Genomic DNA, 23,599 nt, shown 5'->3' with positions numbered 1-23,599 from the left:
CGAACGGGGCGGCGGAACCCCCGGAAGGGAACCGCCACCCCGTCAGTCAAGCAGGTGGGGCGAGGCTCAGGCCTCGGCGCCTTCGGAGTCGGCACCCTCGGCCGGCGACTCCTCGGCCTGCGCGGCGACGACCTGCAGCACGATGGCGTCCTCGTCACCGGCGAGCACGGCACCCTTGGGCAGCGTGATGTCCTTCGCGGCGATCGAGTCACCCGCGTCCAGGCCGGCGACGGAGACCGTGACCGACTCGGGGATGTGGGTGGCCTCGGCCTCGACGAGCAGGGTGTTCTGCACGTACTCGAGCAGGTTCGCACCCGGCGCCAGGTCGCCCTCGGCGTGCACCGCGATCTCGACGTTGACCTTCTCGCCGCGCTTCACGGTCAGCAGGTCGACGTGCTCGATGTTGCCCTTGATGGCGTTGCGCTGCACGGCCTTCGGGATCACGAGGGCGTCCTTGCCGTCGATCTCGAGACCGATCAGGACGTTCGCGGTACGCAGGGCGAGAAGCAGCTCGTGGCCCGGCAGGTTGATGTGGACCGGCTCAGCACCGTGGCCGTAGACGACCCCGGGAACCAGGTTGGCGCGACGGGTACGACGGGCAGCGCCCTTGCCGAACTCCGTACGGACCGTTGCGTCGAGCTTGATCTCAGCCATGCTGCACTCCTCGTGAGGTGACGAAAAACCGATGGTCACCCGGCCCACGACAGGCCTGCTACGAAGAGCGCGTCGATAACGGAGCACCGACTCCCATGACCACGCATGAGAACGGCCTCCCTCGCCGAGCAACTCACTGAGTCTACCCGGCGGGGAGGCCGCACCCAAAGTCGATCACCCCGGACGTGACCGCCCGGGGCCGTCACCCGCGGAGGGTCACCCGTGGGTGATCACTCCTGCTCCTCGAAGAGGCTCGTCACCGAACCGTCCTCGAAGACCTCACGCACCGCACGCGCGATCGTCGGAGCGATCGAGAGAACCGTGATCTTGTCGATTTCCAGCTCACCCGGGGTCGGCAGGGTGTCCGTGAAGACGAACTCGCTGACCTTCGAGTTCTTCAGACGGTCCGCGGCCGGCCCGGACAGCACGCCGTGCGTGGCCGTCACTATGACGTCCTCGGCGCCGTGCGCGAACAGCGCGTCGGCGGCGGCGCAGATCGTGCCACCCGTGTCGATCATGTCGTCGACCAGCACGCACACCCGGCCCTCGACGTTACCGACGACCTCGTGCACGCTGACCTGGTTGGGGACGTCCTTGTCGCGGCGCTTGTGGACGATCGCCAGCGGCGCGTCCAGACGGTCGCACCAGCGGTCGGCGACCCGCACCCGGCCGGCGTCCGGGGACACGATCGTCAGCTTCGACCGGTCCACCTTCGCGCCGACGTAGTCCGCCAGGATCGGCAGCGCGAACAGGTGGTCCACCGGGCCGTCGAAGAAGCCCTGGATCTGGTCCGTGTGCAGGTCGACGGTCAGGATGCGGTCCGCACCCGCCGTCTTCATCAGGTCCGCGACCATGCGCGCCGAGATCGGCTCACGGCCACGGTGCTTCTTGTCCTGGCGCGCGTAACCGTAGAACGGCACGATCACCGTGATCGACCGGGCGGACGCGCGCTTCAGCGCGTCCAGCATGATCAGCTGCTCCATGATCCACTTGTTGATCGGAGCGGTGTGGCTCTGGATCAGGAAGCAGTCGGCGCCACGCGCGGACTCCTGGAACCGTACGTAGATCTCACCGTTGGCGAAATCGAAGGCCTTCGTCGGCACGAGACCGACACCCAGTTGATGTGCGACCTCCTCGGCCAGCTCGGGGTGGGCGCGGCCGGAGAAGAGCATCAGTTTCTTCTCGCCGGTCGTCTTGATCCCGGTCACAGCACAGTCTCCTCGGACGTGTATCTGGCACCGCGCGCATGAGTCCCGATGTGCGACGAGCCAGCCGAAATGGGGTGAGCATCTATCACGGTACGCCGCCTTTGGCGCACCTGTTTCCGGTCAGCTTTCGCCGTCGGGCTCCTGCGTGGCCGCCTGAGCCGCCTGGGCCGCCGCGCTCCCGGGGCGCTTCCGGGCGACCCAGCCTTCGATATTCCGCTGCTGGCCCCGGGCCACGGCCAGCGAACCCGACGGTACGTCCTTGGTGATGACCGAACCGGCCGCGGTGTAAACGCCGTCCCCGACCGTGACAGGCGCCACAAACATATTGTCCGACCCGGTCCGGCAGTGCGACCCGATCGTCGTGTGGTGCTTGGCCACCCCGTCGTAGTTCACGAAGACGCTGGCCGCACCGATGTTGGTGTGATCACCGATCGTCGCGTCACCGACGTAACTCAGGTGCGGGACCTTCGTGCCCTCGCCGATCGTCGCGTTCTTCATCTCCACGTACGTACCCGCCTTGGACCGCGCGCCCATGCGCGTCCCCGGCCGCAGATAGGCGAACGGACCGACCGTCGCCCCCGGGCCCACCTCGGCGCCGTCGGCGACCGTGTTGTCCACCCGCGCGCCCGCGTGCACGACCGTGTCCTTCAGCCGCGAGTTCGGGCCCACCTCGGCGTCCTCGGCCAGGTGCGTCGCCCCCAGCAGCTGCGTGCCCGGGTGCACGACCGCGTCGCGCTCGTACGTCACCGTCGCGTCGATCAGCGTGGACGCCGGGTCCACGACCGTCACGCCCGCCAGCATCGCGCGCTCCAGCAGCCGCTCGTTGAGCAGCCGCCTCGCCTCCGCCAGCTGGAGCCGGTTGTTGATGCCGAGGATCTCCCGGTGGTCGCCGGCCACCGACGCGCCCACACGGTGCCCGGCCTCACGCAGGATCGACAGCACGTCGGTGAGGTACTCCTCGCCCTGGCTGTTGTCCGTACGCACCTTGCCCAGGGCGTCACTCAGCAGACCGCCGTCGAAGGCGAAGACCCCGGAGTTGATCTCGCGGATCGCGCGCTGCGCCTCGGTGGCGTCCTTGTGCTCGACGATCTCGGTGACCGCGCCGGTGGCGGCGTCACGGACGATCCGGCCGTAGCCGGTCGAGTCCGGGACCTCGGCGGTCAGCACGGTGACGGCGTTCGCGTCGGCGGCGTGCGTCGTGGCGAGGGCGGAGAGGGTCTCGCCGGAGAGCAGCGGGGTGTCGCCGCAGACGACGATGACGGTGCCCTCCACGGTGCCGCCGAGCTCCTCCAGGCCCATCCGGACCGCGTGCCCGGTGCCGTTCTGCTCGGCCTGGAAAGCGGTGCGCACGGGGGTGTCCCCGGCGGAGAGGTGCGCGGTGACCTGCTCGCTGGCGTGGCCGACGACCACGACGAGGTGCTGCGGGGCGAGCTCACGGGAGGCGGCGACGACATGTCCGACGAGCGAGCGCCCGGAGATCTCGTGCAGGACCTTGGGTGTCTTCGACTTCATGCGGGTGCCCTCACCCGCTGCGAGGACGACGACGGCGGCCGGGTGGTGGACGCTCACGGAATTGCCCTTCGGCTTCGGGTGGTGGACACCCGCAGGATACCGGGGGCGTATATGCCCGAAACGAGCGCGGGCCCCGACCGTGAGGTCGGGGCCCGCGCTCAGGGCTCCCGGGGAAGGAATCGAACCCTCATTCAATGGACCAAAACCATTTGTCCTGCCATTAGACGACCCGGGATAGCTCGTGGCGTTGTGTCCGATTTCCTTGATCGACGCATCGCGCAGCCCCTACTATGCCGCACCACCGGCCCTCGACGCGACGGTACGGCTCCGCACTCTCCGGAACCCGGACCACGGGACAACCCCGTTCATCCTCGCCCGTGTTCTTCCGTGCGGGCCCACGCCCGGGGGAGGAGCCCAGGTGGGCCGGTCCCGGCTCCGCCGCCCTCCGCCGGGGTGCCCGTCCCGTGCCGCGCCGCCGGAGTGCCGTTTCCCGGCCGCGGCGAGCGGTCCCGGAGGTCCGCCCCGGAGTGCGTTCGCGTTCCGGCTCCGGCGCAGCCCGCACCCGGCGCGGGACCGAGCCCCTCGGGCGGCCCCGCTCCCGTCGGATCCGGTCGTGGGCCGGGCCCCCGGGCCCGCGGTTCCGGAGCCGTACGGCCGCCTCCGTGCGCGGGCCCCCGGAAGCGGCGTACGCGCAGTGGCGTGCGTCACTCGGGCGGGGTCGTCCGGAATGCGAGCGTCCGGGGCGAGGGCGGGTTCGGTCCGCCCGCGTCCGTGGCCCGACCGGTCACTTTCCGTGCACGAGGAGTCTCAGGAAAAAGAGATGCGTCCGCCCGTAGGCTGGATGCCATGACCGCAACGGGGGCAGACCGGGAAGCGGCGGGTCCGGCCACCCGCGGCTACTGGTGGTGGGAGCGGCGGCGGAGTGTCGCCCTGGACGTGGGGCTGGCGCTGGTCTCGGCGCTGGAGTGCGCGCTGGAGGGGCTGGAGTTCGCCGAGGACACCGGGCTGCCGGTGCCGCTGGCGGTGCTCTTCGGGCTGCTGGCGGGGTCGGTGCTGGTGGTGCGGAGGCGGTGGCCGATCGCGGTGGTGCTGGTGTCGATAGCGACGACGCCCGCCGAGATGGGTTTCCTGATGGGGATCGTCGGCCTGTACACGCTGGCCGCCTCCGACGTGCCGCGCAGGATCACGGTCGTGCTGACGGGGATGACGCTGGTCGGCTCCTTCATCGTGTCGTACGTGCGGCTGCGGCAGAGCCTGGACGCGCATGCCGATTTCGGGCCGGGGGTCTGGTACGTCCCGGTGGTGTCCCTGTTCATGTCGCTGGGGCTGACGGCGCCCTCGGTGCTGTTCGGTCTGTACATCGGGGCGAGGCGCAGGCTGATGGAGAGCCTGCGGGAGCGCGCGGATTCGCTGGAGCGGGAGCTCTCGCTGCTGGCGGACCGGGCCGAGGAGCGGGCCGAGTGGGCGCGTACGGAGGAGCGGACCCGGATCGCCCGGGAGATGCACGACGTGGTGGCGCACCGGGTGAGCCTGATGGTGGTGCACGCGGCGGCGCTGCAGGCGGTGGCTCCCAAGGATCCGGCGAAGGCGGTGCGTAACGCCGCGCTGGTGGGGGACATGGGCCGGCAGGCGCTGACGGAGCTCCGGGAGATGCTCGGGGTGCTGCGGAGCGGTGACGCTCTGGTGTCTCCGCGGCCGGGGCGGGTGCCGCTGGCTTCGGTGGGGCGGGCGGCGGCCCGGGCCGCGGTGGTGGCGGAGGACGGGCCGCGGCTGCGTGAGGTGGAGGCGCTGGTGGCGCAGTCCCGCGAGGCGGGGATGACGGTGGAGCTGTCGGTGGAGGGGGAGCTGCGTCCGTACGCGCCGGAGGTGGAGCAGACGGCGTACCGGGTGGTGCAGGAGGCGCTGACGAACGTGCACAAGCACGCCGCGGGTGCGAAGACGTGGGTGCGTCTGGCGCACCGGGGGGAGGAGGTGGCGATGCAGGTGGAGAACGGCCCGTCGGACGGTGCGGCGGCGGATGCGGGGCTGCCGAGCGGTGGCAACGGGCTGGTCGGGATGCGGGAGCGGGTGCTGGGGCTCGGGGGTGTGTTCGTGTCGGGTCCGACGGACGCGGGGGGTTTCCGGGTGTCGGCGGTACTGCCGGACGGCGAAGCGGCGTAGGGGGTCAGCCGGAGGTGAGCCGTGCGGGCTGGGCTCCGGTGACGAGGGTTTCGAGGGCGCGGTCGATGTCGGAGCCGAGGTACCAGTCGCCGGTGTGGTCGATGGAGTAGACGCGGCCCTCGTTGTCGATGGCGAGGACGGCCTGTCCGTCGCCTTCCTCGCCGAGGGGGGCGACCTCGGTCTCGAGCGCGCGTCCGAGGTCGCCGAGGGTGCGGGCCAGGTGGAGTCCGCGCAGCGGGTCGATGCGCACGGTCGTGGTCGCGATCTGCCGGCCCGGTGCGGGCGGGGTGATGCGCAGACCGCCGAATTCGGCCCAGGCCTCGACGGCGGCGGGGAAGACGGCGTGCTGGTGTCCGGCGGGGGAGGCGTGCGAGCGGAGGGCGTCGGCCCACTCCTCGGCCTGCCGGATGTCCCAGCGGCCCGGTCGCCATCCGGCGTCGCGGAGCGCGGTGTCGACGGCGGCGGGGAAGCGGCTGCTGGTGGTGCGGCCCTGTCGGCCGGGCAGGTCGGTCGGGTCGTGCATGGTGGCGGGGTCAGCCCTTCTCGGCGGTGGCCGCCGCACTCGTGGTGAGGTCGACGGGGCGTACGCCGAAGTGGGCGAGCATCACCGTGCAGGAGCGGCAGGGGGGTGTGTAGCTGCCGTGGAGGGGGTCGCCGTCCTCACGGATGCGGCGGGTGGTGATGCGGGCGTGCTTGAGGGCGCGGCGGGCTTCACCGTTGGTGAGGGGTTTGCGCTGGGCTCGTTTGGAGCGGCTGTCGTCGGCGGCGGTGAGCTGGCGTGACAGGAGTATGGCTTCGGGGCAGCGTCCGGTGAAGCGTTCGCGCTGGTTGCTGGTGAGGGTGTCCAGGAAGTCCTGTACGAGGGGGTGGAGTACGGGTGGCTGGTCGCCCTTGCCCGCGGTGCAGGTGAGCGTTTCCCCGCGTACGGACAGGGCTGCGGCCACCGCGGGCAGGATGCCGTCGCGGCGGTGGTGGAGGTGGGGTGCGCGGTGTGGCTCGGTGGTGCTCCAACTGAGTCGCGGATCTCCGGATGTGACTGTTTGTGCTGTGTGCATGGTGCTCGCTTCCCTCCCTGCAATCCCCCGAGTTGCGGGGGACAGCCTGCCAAATGTGCAGGGTGGTGGGGAAGCTGGGTGGAGGAATCGTGTCTTCGTGTCGCGGCCGGGTGGCCGTGTCGTGGCGTGTCCGTCACGCGCCGGTGACGTTCGGTGAGGGGGCGCGGGGGCCGGGGGGCCTTGTTGCGGCACGGCATAGGCTGTGCCGCAACACCGGACGCAGCAGGGGGCAACCGCCATGACGACAGGTCGGCTCGGGCAGCAAGCCGCGCCACCGAACGCGGCTTATGCCGGGCAGGTCGTGCACTTCCCGGATCCTGTCCGGGCGTCCCGCCACCCCAGAGGTGTGCGCGTGGACGGTGACGGCTATCCGGTGCTTTCGCCGTACGCGCGTGCCGCCGCGGAGATCGCCGACCCCCCTCCGGGCTTCGGGGTCGACGAGTTGCGGCTGACGGACTACGTGTCGGCGAACGCGGCGCTGGCGGCGAGTGGTCATGAGCTGTGGGACACGATCCCCTCGGTGGCGACTCCGCACGGGTGGACGTGGCATCACGTGGCGGGTGGCCGGCGGATGGAGCTGGTGCCGGTCGAGGTGAAGGCGCTGCTGCGTCATCACGGTGGGCTGGCGACGACCGCGGTGGACCAGAACCGTCGGGGCACGCGTCCGCTGCAGGAGACGCGGCCCGCCCATTTCCGGCTGCCCAAGGCGGCTGTGGCGGTGGGGGAGCAGCAGATCCTGGGTGTCGAGGAGGACCTGGGGTACCGCCTGCCGGGCGCGTACCGGTCGTTCCTGAAGGCGGCGGGCGGTTCGGCGCCGGTGGGCGCGGCGCTGGACGCGGAGCTGGGCCTGCTGGTGGACCAGCCGTTCTTCACGGTGCGTGAGGAGGCCGCCATGAACGACCTGGTGTACGTGAACAAGTGTCTGCGGGACCACTTCACGAAGGACTTCCTGGGCGTGGGTTTCGTCCAGGGCGGCATCGTCGCGGTGAAGGTGCGTGGGGGTGGCGTGGGGTCGGTGTGGTTCTGCGCGTACGACGACGCGCGGGATCGGGACGGGTGGGGGGTGCAGGAGCGGGTGGACCGGCTCCTGTTGCCGTGCGGTGAGGATTTCGATGCGTTCCTCCAGCGTCTGGCGGGCAATCCGCCGGAGTTGGAGACGGTGGCGAACCTGATGGTGGACGGTGGCTTCGCGCGGGCCGTCCCGGTGGAGGGGTGAGCGCGGTGGTGACGTTCGCGCAGGCGCAGGAGCGGGCGGATGAGTGGGTCAACGGTGACGTGCCCGCGTATCAGCACCGTGAGGTCCGGGTCCGTGAGTTCGAGCTGGGTTTCGTGGTGTGGGCCGAGGACCGGGCGGAGGGCCCTGTTTCGGACGGGGGCCGTCAGCGGCTGGTGATCGCCCGGGACAGCGGTGAGGCCACGTTGTGGCCGGGGCTGCCGGTGGGCGAGGTGATACGGCGCTACGAGGAGCACTACGGGGCGCCGGTGGACGCGCGGCCGGCTCCGGAGCCGCCGCAGCGTATCGACCTGAACCAGACGTCGTTCCTGCTGACTCCGCCGGAGTGGCTCCAGGAGGCGGCGGACAAGCTGGGGATTCCGGACGGGCGTGCGGAGTCCGAGGGGGCTTCCGCGGGCCCCGCGGAGCGGTCCTCCTCCGCTCCGGTGCCGGAGCGCCCGTCGCCGCCCGCCCCTCCTGCGGGTCCCGCGCCCGCGCCCGCCGGTTCGGGGGCGTTGTGGCCTGCCGCCGGCGGGCAGGGGGATCACGAGCCGACGGCGAACGACGGGGTGCCGGCCGGGGGGACTCCCTGGGCGGGTACGGACACCAACGGGGGCGCGGACGAGGGCGCGGTGCCGCTGCCCGCGACGGTGTTCGCGCCGCCGCTCTCGGGTTCGGACGACGACGGTGCTCCGCCGCCGGTCGTTCCGGCGGAGGCGCCGACGGCCCTGATGTCGGGTGGCAGCCATCTGCCGCCGACGGCGGTCGTTCCTGGGCTCGATCCGCAGGCTGCGCCGCCGGGTCCGCCCGCTCCCGCCGCCCCGGGTGCTCCGGGTGCCGGGGCGGGGGACATCGCGGACGCGGCCACGAGCAAGGCGGTCGTGCCGCCACGGGGTGCGCGGGGTTCGGGTGCGACGACTCCGCCGCCGCCGGGGGCGCCCGGTACGCCGGGGGTGCGTCCTGGGGCGGCTCCGCCGCCTCCGGGGCCGGGTGCGTCGGCGGGCGGGTACGTGCCGACGCAGCTCGTCTCGCAGTCCGGTCCTCCGGCTCCGGGTGCGCAGCCGCCGCCTCCGCCCGCTCCGCCCGGTTCCACGCCGCCTCCGGGCGGAGGGGTGCATCACGCCCCGACGATGTTCGCCGACGCGAGCATCGGTGGTCCGAACGCGCCGCGTCCTCCGGGTCCGCCCGGGCCTCCGGGCCCTCCGGGTGCTCCGGGTGCGGTGCCGCCGCCTCCCGGTCCCGCGTCGCCTCCCGGTCCTCCGGCTCCTCCCGGTCCTCCCGGTCCTCCTCCGGGTGCGACGCCGCCTCCGGGCGGCGGGGTGCACCATGCCGCGACGATGCTGGCGGGTCCGGGTGTGCCGCAGCCGCCCGGTCCGCCGGGGACTCCCGGCGCGCCGGGTCCCGGCCAGGGTCCGCACACGCCGCCGCCCCCGGGGGCGTACGGCTATCCGCAGCAGCCGGCCGGGCAGCCGACGGTCGGGCCGGGGTACCAGGCCGTGCTGCGCTTCCGTGCGCCCGACGGCAGTGAGCAGCAGCTGATCCGGCGTTCGGCGCCGGGTACCGGGCATCCGGAGTGGCAGATGCTGCACGAGCTGCGGGCGATGAACGTGCCGCCGCAGCAGGTCATCGAGCTGCACACGGAGCTGGAGTCGTGCGAGCTTCCCGGTGGTTACTGCGCGCGGATGATCCGGGAGACCTGGCCGCAGGTCCGGATCACGAGTGTGGCGCCGTACGGTACGGACCACGCGAGCAGGCAGCAGGGGATGCGGCATCTGCTCACGCACCAGGGCGAGTTGCACCAGGTGGCGGACGGCCCGGCGCGGCCGGCGCCGGTGCGGGCGCCGTTGCCCCAGGTGCCGCAGGCGGCGGCGGTGCCTCCGGAGGCGCTGGCGGAGGAGCTGCACGGGGCGTTCGGCCCCGGTGTGCTGCGGTTCGACCAGCGGGCGGTGTCCCGTCAGGGCGTGCCGGACGTGGTGGCGCGGACGCTGGTGTGGGCCGGTCTGCCGGCCGATTTCGGGCCGTTCTTCTGGGCGCAGCCGGGGCATCCGGTGGTGCCGACGCTGGCGGAGCTGGCGGGGCAGCGCGGGGTGCGGCCGGCGTCGGACGCGGGGTCGTACCTGGTGATGGGTTCGGACTTCGGCCGGGCGATCTGTGTGCAGTACGGAACGGCGAACATCGTGGCCGTTCCGGTGGAGGCGGGTCCGGACGGCGGGTCGGTGCCGCCGCAGTTCGTGAACACGGGGCTGCCCGAGTTCGTCCGGTCGATGGCGTTGCTGGGCCGGATGTGGCGGCTGCGGTACGGGTTGAATCCGGAGCAGGCGGGCCGCTGGACGGTGGACTTCCAGGCGCAGCTGGTGGCTCTGGATCCGGCGGCGCTGGCGTCGCCGGAGAGCTGGTGGTCGGTGCTGCTGGAGCAGATGTGGGACGGGCTGCTGTGATCCGGCCCGATCGGGTCTGATCAATTGTGCGCGAGAGGCGTTCGTCCTGTGGTGAGGGCGGACGCCTTTTGTGCAGGGTTCTGTGATGCGGGTCGCTTCGGTCCTGAATGCTGTTGATCGATTCAGACTTCCGTGCCAATTACCGCATCCTTGACGTATTGCTTCATGGTCGGGGAGTCGGCGAGCGGGAAAGAGGGCTCAGGGATGAGTGGTGGACCGGTGTCCGCGCACGGTTTTGTCGGCGTACGGGGGCGTGGTTACCGCCCTGAGCAGGTGGACCGCGTGATCGCCTCGCTCTCGGCGGAGCGGGACGGGGCTCTGGAGCGGCTCTCGCGGCTGACCGGGCTGGCGGAGGAACTGGCGGCGGAGGCGGCGCGGCTGGGTGAGGTGGTGGCCTCGCTGGCGCCGCAGACGTTCGTGTCGCTGGGGGAGCGGGCCCAGCAGATCCTCGCGCTGGCGGAGGCCGAGGGCGAGGCGGCGCGGGGCGCGGCACTGGAGGAGGCGCAGGCGCTGCGGGACGCGGCGGACGCGGCGGGCCGGGAGGTCCGTGAGGCGGCGCGTCAGGCCGCGGGCGGCGTGCGGGGCGCGGCGGACGCCCGTGCGGAGGAGTCGCTGGCGCGGGCGCGGGAGGCGGCCGGCGCGCTGGTGGAGGCGGCCCGGCAGGACGCCGGTGAGCTGCGCGGTGCGGCGGAGTCCGAGATGGCCGCGACGCGTCGGCGCACGGCGGGTGTGCTGACGCACCAGGAGCAGGAGCATGCCGAGCGGGGCAAGGCGGCCGATGCGGAGATGGCGGCGGCGGAGGCCGCCACGGCGGAGCGTGAGGCCGAACTGGCCTCCCGGGGTGAGGCGTTGCTCGCCCGGGCGCGACGGGAGCTCGCGGAGACGGAGGAGGCGGCCCGGCACGGCCAGGAGGACGCGGAGGCGCGGGCGGCCGAGCTGCTGTCGGCGGCCGGAGTGGCACAGGAGCGCGTGGTCCGGGAGACGGAGCGGGTCCTGCGGGAGCACGAGGAGAGCCGCGAGGAGGTGCAGGCGCACATGGCGCACGTACGCAGTTCGCTCGCGGCCCTGACGGGGCGCGCGGTGGGGGGCCCGGTCGAGTAGTCCCGGCCCCCGGGCGGCGGGTCAGCCGCCCTTCGGGGCGGGGCTGTCGTGTTCGTCCAGGACGGGGAAGCGGCGCGGGGCCAGGACGACGAGTACCAGCAGGGCGAGTGCGGCGGCGACCGCGGCTCCGGTGAACACGTGGTCGACGGCCGTGTCGACGGCCCTGCGCAGGTAGTCGGTCGCCGCGGCGGACAGGCTCCCCGGGTCCTCCAGGGCGCGCGAGACCGCGTCCAGGTCGCCGGGCAGTCCGGGGACGGGGGCGTCGGCCAGCCGGGAGGCGAGTACGCCGTTGGCGACGGCCCCGAAGAGCGCGGCGCCCAGGCTCTGGCCGACCTGGCGGCAGAAGAGCACGGACGCCGTCGTCGTCCCCCGCTCGGTCCAGCCGACCGTCGACTGGACCCCGACGATCAGCGGGAGCTGGAAGAGGCCGAGCGTCGCGCCGAGCAGCAGCATGAGCAGGGCGGGCTGCCAGGCGGCGCCGGGGTAGGGCAGCAGGGGGAAGCAGAGCAGGACCAGCAGGGCCCCGGTCATGCCGGTGATGGCGGTGCGGCGGAAGCCGATGCGGTTGTAGACGCGGTCGGAGAGGGCGGCGGAGACCGGCCAGCTCAGGGTCATCACGGACAGCACGAACCCGGCGGCGATCGGGCCGAGTCCGAGGACGGACTGCGCGTAGGTCGGCAGGAAGACGGTCGGCGCGACCATGAGCAGCCCCATGGCGCCCAGCGCGAGGTTGACCGAGGCGATGGTGCGGCGCCGCCAGACCCAGCCGGGGATCACGGGTTCGGCGGCGCGGCGCTCGATGACGACGGTGAGGGCGGCCAGTGCGGCGGCGGCCGCCAGCAGTCCGAGGGAGGGGGCGGAGAACCAGGGCCAGGCGACGCCCCCCTGGACGAGCGCGGTGAGCAGCAGCGCGCCGGTGGCGAAGACGCCGAGCGCGCCCGCCCAGTCGATGCGGGGGCGGGTCGCGGGGCGGGGCCGGGCGGGTTCGTGGAGGTGACGGACCACCAGCCAGAGGGCGAGGGCGCCGACCGGCAGGTTGATGAGGAAGATCCAGCGCCAGTCGGCGTACGCGGCGAGGAGTCCCCCGGCGGCGGGTCCCGCGACGGCCGAGGTGGCCCACACGGTGGACAGCTTCGCCTGGATCTTCGGGCGCTCCCTGAGCGGGTAGAGGTCGGCGGCTATGGTCTGCACCGTGCCCTGGAGGGCGCCGCCGCCGAGGCCCTGGACGACCCGGAAGGCGATGAGGGCGGCCATGTTCCAGGCGGCGGCGCAGAGCAGGGAGCCGGCCAGGAAGACGATGATGCCGGCGATCAGGACGGGCTTGCGGCCGAAGGTGTCGGAGAGCTTCCCGTACACGGGCAGGGTGACGGTGACGGCGAGCAGGTAGCCGGAGAAGAGCCAGGAGAAGACCGAGAAGCCGCCGAGGTCGCCGACGATCTGCGGGACGGCGGTCGCCACGATGGTGCCGTCGATGGCGGCGAGCCCCATGCCGAGCATGAGGGCCGCGGCGACCGGGCGGCGGCTGCGGCCGGTGTCCGGTGCGCCGTCCGGGACGGCCGCCCCGGGTACCGCTTCCTGGCTGTCCGTGCCGCCGGTGCCGTCCGTGCCGCCCACAGGGGTCCCTTCCCTATGCATCTATTTCCTGGGGGTCACTGTCTCACCGCCCGTGGCTCCGCGGGAGTCACGGGCCGAGGGGTGAGACCCCTACACGGATCCCGGCCCCGATGCCCGGACCCCTAGGGGGAGCTACGGAGTTGCGCCCGGGGGCCGTTCCTCCCGCCGGAGGACGAGGGCGGGGTGCGGCCCTCCTTACCGTGTTCCTACAGCGCTGATGTGGCCCGCCGCAGGGGGAGGGGTGGGGAAAACCCCACATGAAGACTGCGCCGGGCACCAGCGCGCCCGACCCCTCTCGCACCAGAGACTCGGCACGTACCCAGAGACGTCCGCGCATCAACCGGCATAGGAGACATACCGTGACATCGGCTGTGACCATTCCCAGGCACGGGGACACTGGAGGGCGTACGGCCGTCGCCGCGCGAGCACGGCAGGTCGTGAAGGCGTACGGGGCGGGCGAGACCCGGGTCGTGGCGCTCGACCACGTCGACGTGGACATCGCCCGGGGGCAGTTCACCGCGATCATGGGCCCGTCCGGGTCCGGCAAGTCGACCCTGATGCACTGCCTCGCCGGACTGGACACGGTGACCTCCGGTCAGATCCACCTGGCCGACACCGAGATCACCGGCCTCAAGGACAAGAAGCTCACCCAGCTGCGCCGGGACCGGATCGGTTTCATCTTCCAGGCGTTCAACCTGCTCCCGACGCTCAACGCGATCGAGAACATCACGCTGCCGATGGACATCGCGGGCCGCAGGCCCGACGACGCCTGGCTGCGGCAGGTCGTGGAGACCGTCGGCCTCGCCGAGCGGCTCAAGCACCGGCCCACCCAGCTCTCCGGCGGCCAGCAGCAGCGCGTCGCGGTGGCCAGGGCGCTCGCAGCCCGCCCGGAGATCATCTTCGGTGACGAGCCCACGGGGAACCTGGACTCCCGGGCCGGCGCCGAGGTGCTGTCCTTCCTGCGCAGATCGGTCGACGAGCTCGGCCAGACGATCGTCATGGTCACGCACGACCCGGTGGCCGCCTCCTACGCGGACCGGGTCCTCTACCTCGCGGACGGCTCCCTCGTCGACGAGATGAGCAACCCGACGGCCGAGCAGGTCCTGGACCGGATGAAGGACTTCGACGCACGCGGGCGGACGTCATGACCGTCTGGAAGACCTCGATGCGCAACTTCCTCGCGCACAAGGGGCGGATGGCGCTCTCCGCCGTCGCCGTCCTGCTGTCGGTGGCGTTCGTGTGCGGCACGCTCGTCTTCACCGACACGATGAACACCACCTTCGACAAGCTCTTCGCGGCGACCTCGGCCGACGTCACGGTCAGCCCGAAGAGGCCGAAGGGCGACGACGGCCCCGGCGACGGCAAGCCCGAGGCGCTCCCCGCGTCCCTGGTGGCCCGGGTCGCCGGTGCGGACGGCGTACGCAAGGCCGAGGGCGCGGTCAGCAGCATGGCCGTCACCCTCGTCGACAGCCGCGACAGGAACCTCGGCTCCGACACGGGTGCCCCGACGATCGCCGGCAACTGGACCGACAACGACCTGCGGTCCATGGAGATCACCGCCGGCCACGCCCCGCGCGGCCCGACCGAGGCCATGATCGACGCCGACACCGCGGAGAAGCACCACCTGGAGCCCGGCGACGAGGTGCGCACCATCTCCGTCACCGGGGACATCAGGGCGAGGATCAGCGGCATCGCCGCCTTCACCGTGACCAATCCCGGCGCCGCCGTCGTCTACCTCGACACCGCCACCGCGCAGCAGAAGCTGCTGGGCGCCCCCGACGTCTTCACCCACATCCAGGTGACCGCCGAACCCGGAGTGAGCGACACCGAGCTGAAGAAGAACGTGGCCGCGGCCCTGGGCGGCCCGGCCGTGTACGAGCTGCGGACCCAGCAGGAGGCCGCCGACGCCGGCAAGGACTCCATGGGCTCCTTCCTGGACGTCATGAAGTACGCGATGCTCGGCTTCGCCGGGATCGCGTTCCTCGTCGGCATCTTCCTGATCGTCAACACGTTCTCGATGCTCGTCGCGCAGCGGACCCGCGAGATCGGCCTGATGCGGGCCATCGGCTCCAGCCGCAAGCAGGTCAACCGGTCCGTGCTCGTCGAGGCGGTGCTGCTGGGTGTCGTCGGATCGGTCCTGGGCGTCGCCGCCGGCATCGGGCTGGCCGTCGGGCTGATGAAGCTCATGGGCGCCGTCGGCATGGAGCTGTCCACCAGGGACCTCACCATCGCCTGGACGACGCCCGTGACCGGGCTGGCGCTCGGCATCGTCGTCACCGTCCTCGCCGCGTACGTCCCGGCCCGCCGGGCGGGCAAGGTCTCCCCGATGGCGGCCCTGCGGGACGCCGGGACCCCGGCGGACGCGAGGTCGGGCTGGATCCGCGCCGTGATCGGCCTGGTCCTCACCGGGGCCGGGGCGGCGGGTCTGTGGGCGACGACGCGGGCGGACGAGGCGAGCGAGGGCTCCCTCTACCTCGGTCTGGGCGTGGTCCTCACCCTCGTCGGGTTCATCGTGATCGGCCCGCTGCTCGCCGGCGCGGTCGTGCGGGTGCTCGGCCTCGCCGTCCTGCGGCTGTTCGGCCCGGTCGGACGGCTGGCGGAGCGCAACGCGCTGCGCAACCCGCGGCGTACGGGAGCGACGGGCGCCGCCCTGATGATCGGCCTGGCGCTGGTGGCCTGCCTCTCGGTCGTCGGCTCCTCCATGGTCGCCTCGGCCACCGACGAGCTGGACAAGTCGGTCGGCACGGACTTCGTCGTCCAGTCGGGCACGGGCCAGCTGATCGTGCCGCAGGCCGCCGAAGCCGTCGTGAAGGTGCCGGGCATCGCGCGGGTCACCGACTACAAGGTCCTGCCCGCGAAGCTCACCAACCCCGACGGTTCGACCGTCGACGAGGAGGTCACCGCCGCCGACCCGACGTTCCCGCAGGACCTGCGGCGCGAGACCGTGGCCGGTGACCTGGCGGCGGCGTACGGTCCGGACTCCATGTCGGTCGGCTCCGACTACGCCGCCCGGCACGGGATCGGCGTCGGGGACGAGATCACCGTCGCGTTCAGGGCCGGCGGGACCGCGAAGCTCGAGGTCGCCGCGATCACCTCCGACGACACGACGGTCGACCAGGGCGCGATGTACATGAACGTCACGACCGCCGAGCGTTACGTCGCCGCCGACAGGATGCCCGCGAACATGATCATGTTCGCCACGGCACGGGACGGCAAGGAGAAGGAGGCGTACGCCGCCCTCAAGAGCGCCCTGGCCGCCTACCCGCAGTACACGGTGCAGAACCGGGCCGACTTCAAGCAGGACCTGAAGGACCAGGTCAACCAGCTGCTCAACATCGTCTACGGGCTGCTCGCCCTCGCGATCGTCGTCGCGGTGCTCGGCGTGGTGAACACCCTCGCGCTGTCGGTGGTCGAGCGGACCCGCGAGATCGGCCTGATGCGGGCGATCGGCCTCTCCCGGCGCCAGCTGCGGCGCATGATCAGGCTGGAGTCGGTGGTGATCGCCCTGTTCGGCGCGCTGCTCGGGCTCGGTCTGGGCATGGGCTGGGGGACCTCGGCCCAGAGACTGCTGGCCCTGGAGGGGCTCGGGGTCCTGGAGATCCCCTGGCCGACGATCCTCACGGTGTTCGTCGCCTCGGCCTTCGTCGGACTGTTCGCCGCCCTGGTCCCGGCCTTCCGGGCCGGCCGGATGAACGTCCTGAGCGCGATCGCCACGGACGGGTGACGGTGCCGGACGCGGGATGACCGGGCCGGCCCGGGGCGTTCCTCCGGGCGCCCCGGGCCGCCCCGCGTCCGGACACGGTCCGGGCGGGCGTGCCCGGTACGCCCTGCCGATGCCCCACGGGCGACGGCCGTCCGGCCTCCGGCCGGGGCCCGGCGCGGCGAGGACGCGGACGGAGGGGGCACGGTGGAGCGGGGACGCGGCCCGCCCCGTGCCCCGTGGTGATCGCGGGCCGGTCCGCCGCCACGGAGCCTTTCAGCCGGAGGAAAGGGAACGGGTCCCGCACGGTGATCGCCCGCGGAGGCCTCCGCGCCGGGGTGGACGGCGGTCCCCGCCGACGGGGTCTCGCCCGGCCGCCCGCGGTCTCCCCGCCGACGGGGTCCCGGCCCGTCGCCCGGATCCGGGAGCGTGTACGTCCGGGGCCCGCGCACGCGGTGGCGCCGGAGCGCCCTCCGCGGCGTACCGCACGGGGCGTGGGCCGGCCGGGGGCCGTCCCCGCCGCCGTGCGGACAACGGCGTTCCCCCGCGCGAGTGACACACCGGCGTCGTACGCTGGACACCCCGGCCCGTCCCACGTGTCGGGCCCTTCGCGTTGCTCACTCGCCACACCGGACGGAATGTCTTCATGAGCCTGCACGGTCTGCTGGATGCCGTCGTCACCGACCCGGCGCTCTCCGAAGCGGTGAAGGCCGCCGCCGACGGCCACAGGGCCCATGTCGACCTGGTCGGTCCGCCCGCCGCCCGCCCCTTCGCCGTGGCCGCGCTGGCCCGTGAGACGGGGCGTACGGTGCTCGCCGTCACGGCGACCGGCCGGGAGGCCGAGGACCTGGCGGCCGCGCTGCGGACCCTGCTGCCGGCCGACACCGTGGCGGAGTTCCCCTCCTGGGAGACCCTGCCCCACGAGCGGCTCTCGCCCCGCTCCGACACCGTGGGCCGCCGCCTCGCCGTGCTGCGCAGGCTCGCGCACCCCCGGCAGGACGACCCGGAGACGGGCCCGGTCGGCGTCGTCGTCGCGCCGGTCCGTTCCGTGCTCCAGCCGCAGGTCAAGGGGCTCGGCGATCTGGAGCCGGTGGCGCTGAGCAGTGGGCAGAGCGCCGATCTGGGAGAGGTCGTGGAGGCGCTCGCCGCAGCGGCGTACGCCCGTGTCGAGCTGGTCGAGAAGCGCGGCGAGTTCGCGGTGCGCGGCGGCATCCTGGACGTCTTCCCGCCGACCGAGGAACACCCGCTGCGGGTGGAGTTCTGGGGCGACGACGTCGAGGAGATCCGGTACTTCAAGATCGCCGACCAGCGGTCCCTGGAGGTCGCCGAGCACGGGCTGTGGGCCCCGCCCTGCCGTGAGCTGCTGCTCACCGAGGACGTACGCGCCCGCGCCGCCGCACTCGCCCTGTCGCACCCGGAGCTGGGCGAGCTGCTCGGGAAGATCGCCGAGGGGATCGCCGTCGAGGGCATGGAGTCCCTGGCCCCGGTCCTCGTCGACGAGATGGAGCTGCTGCTCGACGTCCTGCCCGCCGGTTCGATGGCGCTGGTCTGCGACCCGGAGCGGGTGCGGACCCGGGCCGCGGACCTCGTCGCGACCAGCCAGGAGTTCCTCCAGGCGTCCTGGGCGGCCACCGCCGGCGGCGGCGAGGCCCCGATCGACGTCGGCGCGGCCTCCCTGCGGGGCATCGCCGACGTCCGGGACCGGGCCCGCGAGCTGGGCATGATGTGGTGGTCGACCTCCCCGTTCGCCGCCGGTGAGGACCTGGACGGGGACACCCTGAAGCTCGGGATGCACGCCCCCGAGGCGTACCGGGGCGACACCGCCCGCGCGCTCGCCGACACCAAGGGGTGGCTGGCCGAGGGGTGGCGCACCGTGTACGTCACCGAGGGGCAGGGCCCCGCCTCCCGCACGGTCGAGGTGCTCGGCGGCGAGGGCATCGCGGCCAGGCTCGACCCCGACCTGGCCGACCTCGCGCCCTCGCTCGTCCACGTCTCGTGCGGAGCCATCGACCACGGCTTCGTCGATCCCGCGCTGAAGCTGGCGGTGCTGACCGAGACGGACCTGACGGGGCAGCGCACGGCCAGCAAGGACCTGGGGCGGATGCCCGCCAGGCGCCGCAAGACCATCGACCCGCTGACCCTCCAGGCGGGCGACTACATCGTCCACGAGCAGCACGGTGTCGGCCGCTACATCGAGATGGTCCAGCGCACGGTGCAGGGCGCGACCCGCGAGTACCTCCTCGTCGAGTACGCCCCCGCCAAGCGCGGCCAGCCCGGGGACCGCCTCTACATCCCCACCGACCAGCTGGAGCAGGTCACCAAGTACGTCGGCGGCGAGGCCCCGACCCTGCACCGGCTCGGCGGTGCCGACTGGACGAAGACGAAGCAGCGGGCCAAGAAGGCGGTCAAGGAGATCGCCGCGGACCTCATCAAGCTGTACTCGGCGCGGATGGCCGCCCCGGGTCACGCCTTCGGCCCGGACACCCCGTGGCAGCGGGAGCTGGAGGACGCCTTCCCGTACGCGGAGACGCCCGACCAGCTGTCGACGATCGCCGAGGTCAAGGAGGACATGGAGAAGTCCGTCCCGATGGACCGGCTGATCTGCGGCGACGTCGGTTACGGCAAGACGGAGATCGCGGTGCGCGCGGCCTTCAAGGCGGTCCAGGACGGCAAGCAGGTCGCGGTGCTGGTGCCGACGACCCTGCTGGTCCAGCAGCACTTCGGCACGTTCACCGAGCGGTACGCCCAGTTCCCCGTGAACGTGCGGGCGCTGAGCCGCTTCCAGTCGGACACCGAGTCGAAGGCGACGCTGGAGGGGCTGAAGGACGGGTCCGTCGACCTCGTCATCGGCACGCACCGGCTGTTCTCGTCGGAGACGAAGTTCAAGGACCTGGGCCTGGTCATCGTCGACGAGGAACAGCGCTTCGGCGTCGAGCACAAGGAGCAGCTGAAGAAGCTCCGGGCCAACGTGGACGTGCTGACGATGTCGGCGACCCCCATCCCCCGTACGCTCGAGATGGCCGTCACGGGCATCCGCGAGATGTCGACGATCACGACGCCCCCCGAGGAGCGGCATCCGGTCCTCACCTTCGTCGGGCCGTACGAGGAGAAGCAGATCGGCGCGGCCGTCCGGCGTGAACTCCTGCGTGAGGGCCAGGTGTTCTACATCCACAACCGGGTCGAGTCCATCGACCGGGCCGCGGCGCGGCTGCGGGAGATCGTGCCCGAGGCGCGGATCGCGACGGCGCACGGGCAGATGGGGGAGAGCCAGCTGGAGCAGGTCGTCGTCGACTTCTGGGAGAAGAGGTTCGACGTGCTGGTCTCCACGACGATCGTCGAGTCCGGCATCGACATCTCCAACGCCAACACGCTGATCGTGGAGCGCGGTGACAACTTCGGCCTCTCCCAGCTGCACCAGTTGCGCGGCCGCGTCGGGCGTGGCCGGGACCGTGGCTACTCCTACTTCCTGTATCCGCCGGAGAAGCCGCTGACGGAGACCGCGCACGAGCGTCTGGCGACGATCGCCCAGCACACCGAGATGGGTGCGGGCATGTACGTGGCGATGAAGGACCTGGAGATCCGCGGCGCGGGCAACCTGCTCGGCGGTGAGCAGTCCGGCCACATCGCGGGCGTCGGCTTCGACCTGTACATCCGGATGGTCGGCGAGGCGGTGGCGGACTACCGGGCCGCGGTGGACGGCGGGGTCGAGGAGGAGCCGCCGCTGGAGGTCAAGATCGAGCTCCCGGTCGACGCGCACGTCCCGCACGACTACGCCCCGGGCGAGCGGCTGCGCCTCCAGGCGTACCGGGCCATCGCCTCCGCGAATTCGGAGGAGGACATCAGGGCGGTGCGCGAGGAGCTCACCGACCGCTACGGCAAGCTGCCGGAGCCGGTGGAGAACCTCCTTCTGGTGGCGGGCCTGCGGATGCTGGCGCGGGCCTGCGGGGTGGGCGAGATCGTGCTCCAGGGGCCGAACATCCGCTTCGCGCCGGTGGAGCTGAGGGAGTCGCAGGAGCTGCGGCTGAAGCGGCTGCACCCGAAGACGGTCATCAAGCAGGCCGCCCACCAGATCCTGGTGCCGAGGCCGACGGCCGGCCGGATCGGCGGGAAGCCGGTGGTGGGCCGCGAACTCCTCTCGTGGACAGGGGAGTTCCTCACGACGATCCTGGGGTCGTGACGCCAGGCGTCCGGAGGAACAGGAGTCCGGCGAGGTCCCGGAAGACGTCCTCGGGGGCGCTGTCGCCCACGGGTGCCGTCAGGTTGCCGCTGAGCAGCAGGGTGGCGAAGCCGTGGGCGAGGGACCAGGCGGCGACTCCCGCCGGCCGGTCGTCGCCGCCCCGGGCGTTCCCCGGCAGGCCGGAGACCCCGGCGCGCAGCGCGTCGGTGGCGCGGGCCTTCGCCGCGGCCGGCTCCCGGTCGTCGCTCCGGTGCAGTTCGGGGCGGAACATCACCTGGAAGTGCGCGGGGTGCCCCGCCGCGAACCGTACGTAGGCGACGCCGCGCTCCCGTAGGTCCGGGGCGTCGGCCCGTCCGAGAGGCGGAGGGGCCGCCCTGGTCCGAGGGCGGGCGGCCCTGGCCTGGCAGTGGGCGGGGCGGACCGGGACAACGGGTGTGCTCCGAGGGGTGATTCCCGGTCGGCGCACGTCTGTGCGGGCCCGAACAGCGGTGGCGGGTGGGCGAGCCACGGGCCCCGGCCAGGGCGGCACGGCCGGACCGGGCGTGCCGCCGACGCCCTGACCGGCAGGCGGACGGGTCGCCGTCAGCGGGTGGTGGCCTCCGTCGGGGTGCCGCCGCTGGGGAGCTTCCGGTCCGGGCAGTCCTTCAGCACCTTCGTCATCGCGTCCTTCTCGGCCTGCGTCACCCACAGCCCGTACTTCTTCTTGACCGCGACCTGCCCCGCCACGTAGGTGCAGCGGTACGCCGTGTTGGGCGGCAGCCAGGTCGCGGTGTCCCCGTCGCCCTTGCTGCGGTTGGTGGAGGAGTCGGCCGCGACGAGGTTCAGCGGATCGTTCGCGAAGGCCCGCCTCTTGGCGTCGCTCCACTTCTGCGCGCCCTTCTGCCAGGCGTCCGACAGGGCGACGAGGTGATCTATGTCGATCTTGCTGCGTCCGCGCTGGAACGTGACGCGGCCCCCGGTGTACGGCTCCGGGTCCAGGACCCCGCGCAGCACCTTGCAGCCGTCGGCGTCCCGGGAGACGTCGTCGAGCTGCTCGGCCAGTATGTCGTCCCGGGTCCCGCATCCGTTGTGGTCGGTGTCGATCCAGCCCGAGCCGAAGGCGCCGCGCTCGTAACCCGTCTTGGGCGCACGGCCCTTCACCGGCAGGCCGTCGGAGGCCTGGAGCGCCGAACCGGCCGCGGCGGGCCCGGGCGCCGTGTCCGCCGGACCGTCCGTCACCTCGCAGCCGGACAGGGCGAGCGCGCCGGTGAGGGCCAGGGCGGCGACGGGAAGGGGGCGGCGGCGGGCGCGGAGCGAGGCGCGGAAGAGTGTCACGAGGCATCAGGGTAGGCGCAGCGGGCGGTGTCAGGGAGGGCGCATGGCGTGCGGGCCGTCCGCCGGCGCCCCGGAAACGGGCCGGCCCATGGGCGCGGACGCGTGGCATCGGGAGAGAACGTGATCACCACCACTCCCGCCGAACGCCCGGAACCCGCCCGGGCGGTGAGGAGACGCCCGGCGTCCGGCCCCGGGCGTACGCGAGGGCCCGGTCGGCTGAGGCGGTTTCCCCAGGGCCGGGCGGGAGTCCCCGGGGGTACGGGCTCGTGGCCACCGGCCCCCGGGGTGTGGTGGTGGCGCGCGCCCGCGGTGTGCGGTTCGCCCTTCGGGCGCCGGGACGCGGGCGGATACCGGCACCACCGGCCTCCGGATGTGGTGATGGCGCGCGCCCACGGTGTGCGGTTCGCCCCTCGGGCGCCGGGACGCGGGCGGATACCGGCACCACCGGCCCCCGGATGTGGTGCGGGTGCGGCAGCGGACTTCGAGGGACCACGGGGCCGGCCCGCCCGTGAGGGAGGCCGGCCCCGTGGAGGCGGGCGGAGGGGAGGTGAGAGCCTGCGGGCGGCCTTCCGCCCCTCGGACGGACGGCACGCGGACCGGTGGAGGGGCCTCGCGCGCGGTCCGTCCGTCAGAGCTTCAGCTCCCACTGGCTCGCGTCCCAGTCGAGACCGGGGCCGACCTCGACGGTCAGGCTCCGGGCGTCGGCCGGGGCGTCGAAGGCGTACGTCGCCGTGATCTTCCTGCCCGGCATGACGGTGCCGGTGAAGCCCTCGCCGACCTTGCCGTCGAAGATCTGCTCGGCGCTCACACCGTCCTCGCCGGCACGGGCGTCGACGCCGACGAGCGTCGCGTCGAACTTCTCCTTGCCCTTGTTCTCGATGACGACCGAGACCGTGTAGGCGCGGTTGCCCTTGGTGTGGCCGATCGCGAACTCGTCGGCGGTGTACGCCGCGGGGGCCGCCACCGTGATCTCCAGGCCGTCGTCGTACGCGGCGGAGTCACCCGCCCGCAGGACGTCGTCCTTGCCCTCGGTGCCGCCGCCCGCACCGCCACCGGTGGCCGGCTTCGCGGAGGCCGAGGTCTCGGCGACCGTCTTGTTGACCTCCTTCACCACCTCGTCCACCGCCTTGAAGGTCAGGACGGCCCCCACGACGGACAGGATCAGCGCGACCAGGCCGAGGGCCGCGCCGAACGTCGTGACGCCCTTGTTCGTGGCCTCCCCGCGCTTGGCGCGGCCCCGTCCGGCCAGACCGAGGATCAGGGCGATGAGGCCGAGGATCCCGGCGAGCCAGAAGAAGAACGGGATCAGCCCCGAGACCGTCCCGATGATGCCGAGCACCAGGGCGGCGGTGCCGAGGCCGTTCCGGGCCGGGCGAGCGCCCGGCATCTGCGCGGGGGCGTACGGCTGCTGGGGCTGCGGCGGCTGTGTGTACTGGGACATGGCTGTGCCCTT

15 protein-coding genes, 1 tRNA gene and 1 pseudogene are annotated in these 23,599 nt (G+C 72.8%); 7 read left to right on the top strand and 10 right to left on the bottom strand.

Features of this window, described 5'->3' with window-relative positions; all coding sequences use genetic code 11:
• Positions 1 to 66: 66 nt before the first annotated feature.
• From ACFVS9_RS22180 to ACFVS9_RS22165, 4 genes are all read right to left on the bottom strand, one after another.
• Positions 67 to 654: a 50S ribosomal protein L25/general stress protein Ctc gene (locus tag ACFVS9_RS22180; protein ID WP_383117329.1), complete on the bottom strand. Its 588-nt coding sequence runs from the start codon at positions 652 to 654 to the stop codon at positions 67 to 69.
• A gap of 230 nt (positions 655 to 884) precedes the next feature.
• Positions 885 to 1,862 (bottom strand): ribose-phosphate diphosphokinase, encoded by a 978-nt coding sequence (locus tag ACFVS9_RS22175; protein WP_203186723.1) that lies wholly within the window; start codon positions 1,860 to 1,862, stop codon positions 885 to 887.
• 120 nt (positions 1,863 to 1,982) lie between these two features.
• Entirely contained in the window at positions 1,983 to 3,431 is a 1,449-nt protein-coding gene (glmU, locus tag ACFVS9_RS22170) for a bifunctional UDP-N-acetylglucosamine diphosphorylase/glucosamine-1-phosphate N-acetyltransferase GlmU (protein WP_383117330.1), read from the bottom strand.
• A gap of 107 nt (positions 3,432 to 3,538) precedes the next feature.
• Positions 3,539 to 3,609, bottom strand: a tRNA-Gln gene (locus ACFVS9_RS22165).
• A 611-nt stretch (positions 3,610 to 4,220) separates the two neighbouring features.
• On the opposite strand from ACFVS9_RS22165, the gene ACFVS9_RS22160 reads away from it, so the two are divergent.
• Positions 4,221 to 5,534: a sensor histidine kinase gene (locus tag ACFVS9_RS22160; protein WP_383117707.1), complete on the top strand. Its 1,314-nt coding sequence runs from the start codon at positions 4,221 to 4,223 to the stop codon at positions 5,532 to 5,534.
• Positions 5,535 to 5,538: 4 nt separating this feature from the next.
• Here the strand turns inward: ACFVS9_RS22160 and ACFVS9_RS22155 are convergent, their stop codons facing one another.
• Entirely contained in the window at positions 5,539 to 6,057 is a 519-nt protein-coding gene (locus ACFVS9_RS22155; RefSeq protein WP_383117708.1) for an SUKH-3 domain-containing protein, read from the bottom strand.
• A 10-nt stretch (positions 6,058 to 6,067) separates the two neighbouring features.
• Positions 6,068 to 6,589 carry a YwqJ-related putative deaminase gene (locus ACFVS9_RS22150; RefSeq protein ID WP_389934718.1) on the bottom strand — a complete coding sequence of 174 codons (522 nt, stop codon included), beginning with the start codon at positions 6,587 to 6,589 and terminating at the stop codon, positions 6,068 to 6,070.
• 238 nt (positions 6,590 to 6,827) lie between these two features.
• Between ACFVS9_RS22150 and ACFVS9_RS22145 the strand changes: the two genes are divergently transcribed.
• From ACFVS9_RS22145 to ACFVS9_RS22135, 3 genes are all read left to right on the top strand, one after another.
• Positions 6,828 to 7,805, top strand: a complete 978-nt coding sequence (locus ACFVS9_RS22145) for an SMI1/KNR4 family protein (protein ID WP_383117726.1) — start codon at positions 6,828 to 6,830, stop codon at positions 7,803 to 7,805.
• A 5-nt stretch (positions 7,806 to 7,810) separates the two neighbouring features.
• On the top strand, positions 7,811 to 10,240 hold the full coding sequence (locus ACFVS9_RS22140; protein ID WP_389934715.1) for an SUKH-4 family immunity protein: 2,430 nt from the start codon (positions 7,811 to 7,813) through the stop codon (positions 10,238 to 10,240).
• Positions 10,241 to 10,444: 204 nt separating this feature from the next.
• Positions 10,445 to 11,341, top strand: a complete 897-nt coding sequence (locus tag ACFVS9_RS22135) for a cellulose-binding protein (protein ID WP_383117711.1) — start codon at positions 10,445 to 10,447, stop codon at positions 11,339 to 11,341.
• A 21-nt stretch (positions 11,342 to 11,362) separates the two neighbouring features.
• Here ACFVS9_RS22135 and ACFVS9_RS22130 read toward each other — a convergent pair whose 3' ends face one another.
• Positions 11,363 to 12,976, bottom strand: a complete 1,614-nt coding sequence (locus ACFVS9_RS22130) for an MFS transporter (RefSeq protein ID WP_383117712.1) — start codon at positions 12,974 to 12,976, stop codon at positions 11,363 to 11,365.
• A 338-nt stretch (positions 12,977 to 13,314) separates the two neighbouring features.
• On the opposite strand from ACFVS9_RS22130, the gene ACFVS9_RS22125 reads away from it, so the two are divergent.
• From ACFVS9_RS22125 to mfd, 3 genes are all read left to right on the top strand, one after another.
• Positions 13,315 to 14,103 (top strand): ABC transporter ATP-binding protein, encoded by a 789-nt coding sequence (locus tag ACFVS9_RS22125; protein WP_389934712.1) that lies wholly within the window; start codon positions 13,315 to 13,317, stop codon positions 14,101 to 14,103.
• Positions 14,100 to 16,679 (top strand): ABC transporter permease, encoded by a 2,580-nt coding sequence (locus tag ACFVS9_RS22120; RefSeq protein WP_389934709.1) that lies wholly within the window; start codon positions 14,100 to 14,102, stop codon positions 16,677 to 16,679. Before ACFVS9_RS22125 ends, ACFVS9_RS22120 begins: the two co-directional genes overlap by 4 nt.
• A gap of 622 nt (positions 16,680 to 17,301) precedes the next feature.
• Positions 17,302 to 20,832 carry a transcription-repair coupling factor gene (gene mfd, locus ACFVS9_RS22115; RefSeq protein WP_383117715.1) on the top strand — a complete coding sequence of 1,177 codons (3,531 nt, stop codon included), beginning with the start codon at positions 17,302 to 17,304 and terminating at the stop codon, positions 20,830 to 20,832.
• On the opposite strand, the pseudogene ACFVS9_RS22110 reads toward mfd, so the two are convergent.
• The 3 genes and pseudogenes from ACFVS9_RS22110 to ACFVS9_RS22100 all read right to left on the bottom strand — a co-directional run.
• A pseudogene (locus ACFVS9_RS22110) lies at positions 20,810 to 21,181 on the bottom strand (TetR-like C-terminal domain-containing protein); the annotation flags it as partial. The gene mfd and the pseudogene ACFVS9_RS22110 overlap by 23 nt on opposite strands.
• 233 nt (positions 21,182 to 21,414) lie before the next feature.
• Complete coding sequence (locus ACFVS9_RS22105) at positions 21,415 to 22,146, bottom strand: HNH endonuclease family protein (RefSeq protein ID WP_383117716.1); 732 nt, start codon at positions 22,144 to 22,146, stop codon at positions 21,415 to 21,417.
• 628 nt (positions 22,147 to 22,774) lie between these two features.
• On the bottom strand, positions 22,775 to 23,587 hold the full coding sequence (locus ACFVS9_RS22100; protein WP_389934705.1) for a DUF4352 domain-containing protein: 813 nt from the start codon (positions 23,585 to 23,587) through the stop codon (positions 22,775 to 22,777).
• Positions 23,588 to 23,599 lie beyond the last annotated feature (12 nt).

The organism is Streptomyces sp. NPDC058008 (genome assembly GCF_042886395.1).
GTDB lineage: Bacteria > Actinomycetota > Actinomycetes > Streptomycetales > Streptomycetaceae > Streptomyces.
The sequence above is the reverse complement of the archived record's forward strand: the minus strand, read 5'-3'. Positions and strand labels throughout refer to the sequence as shown.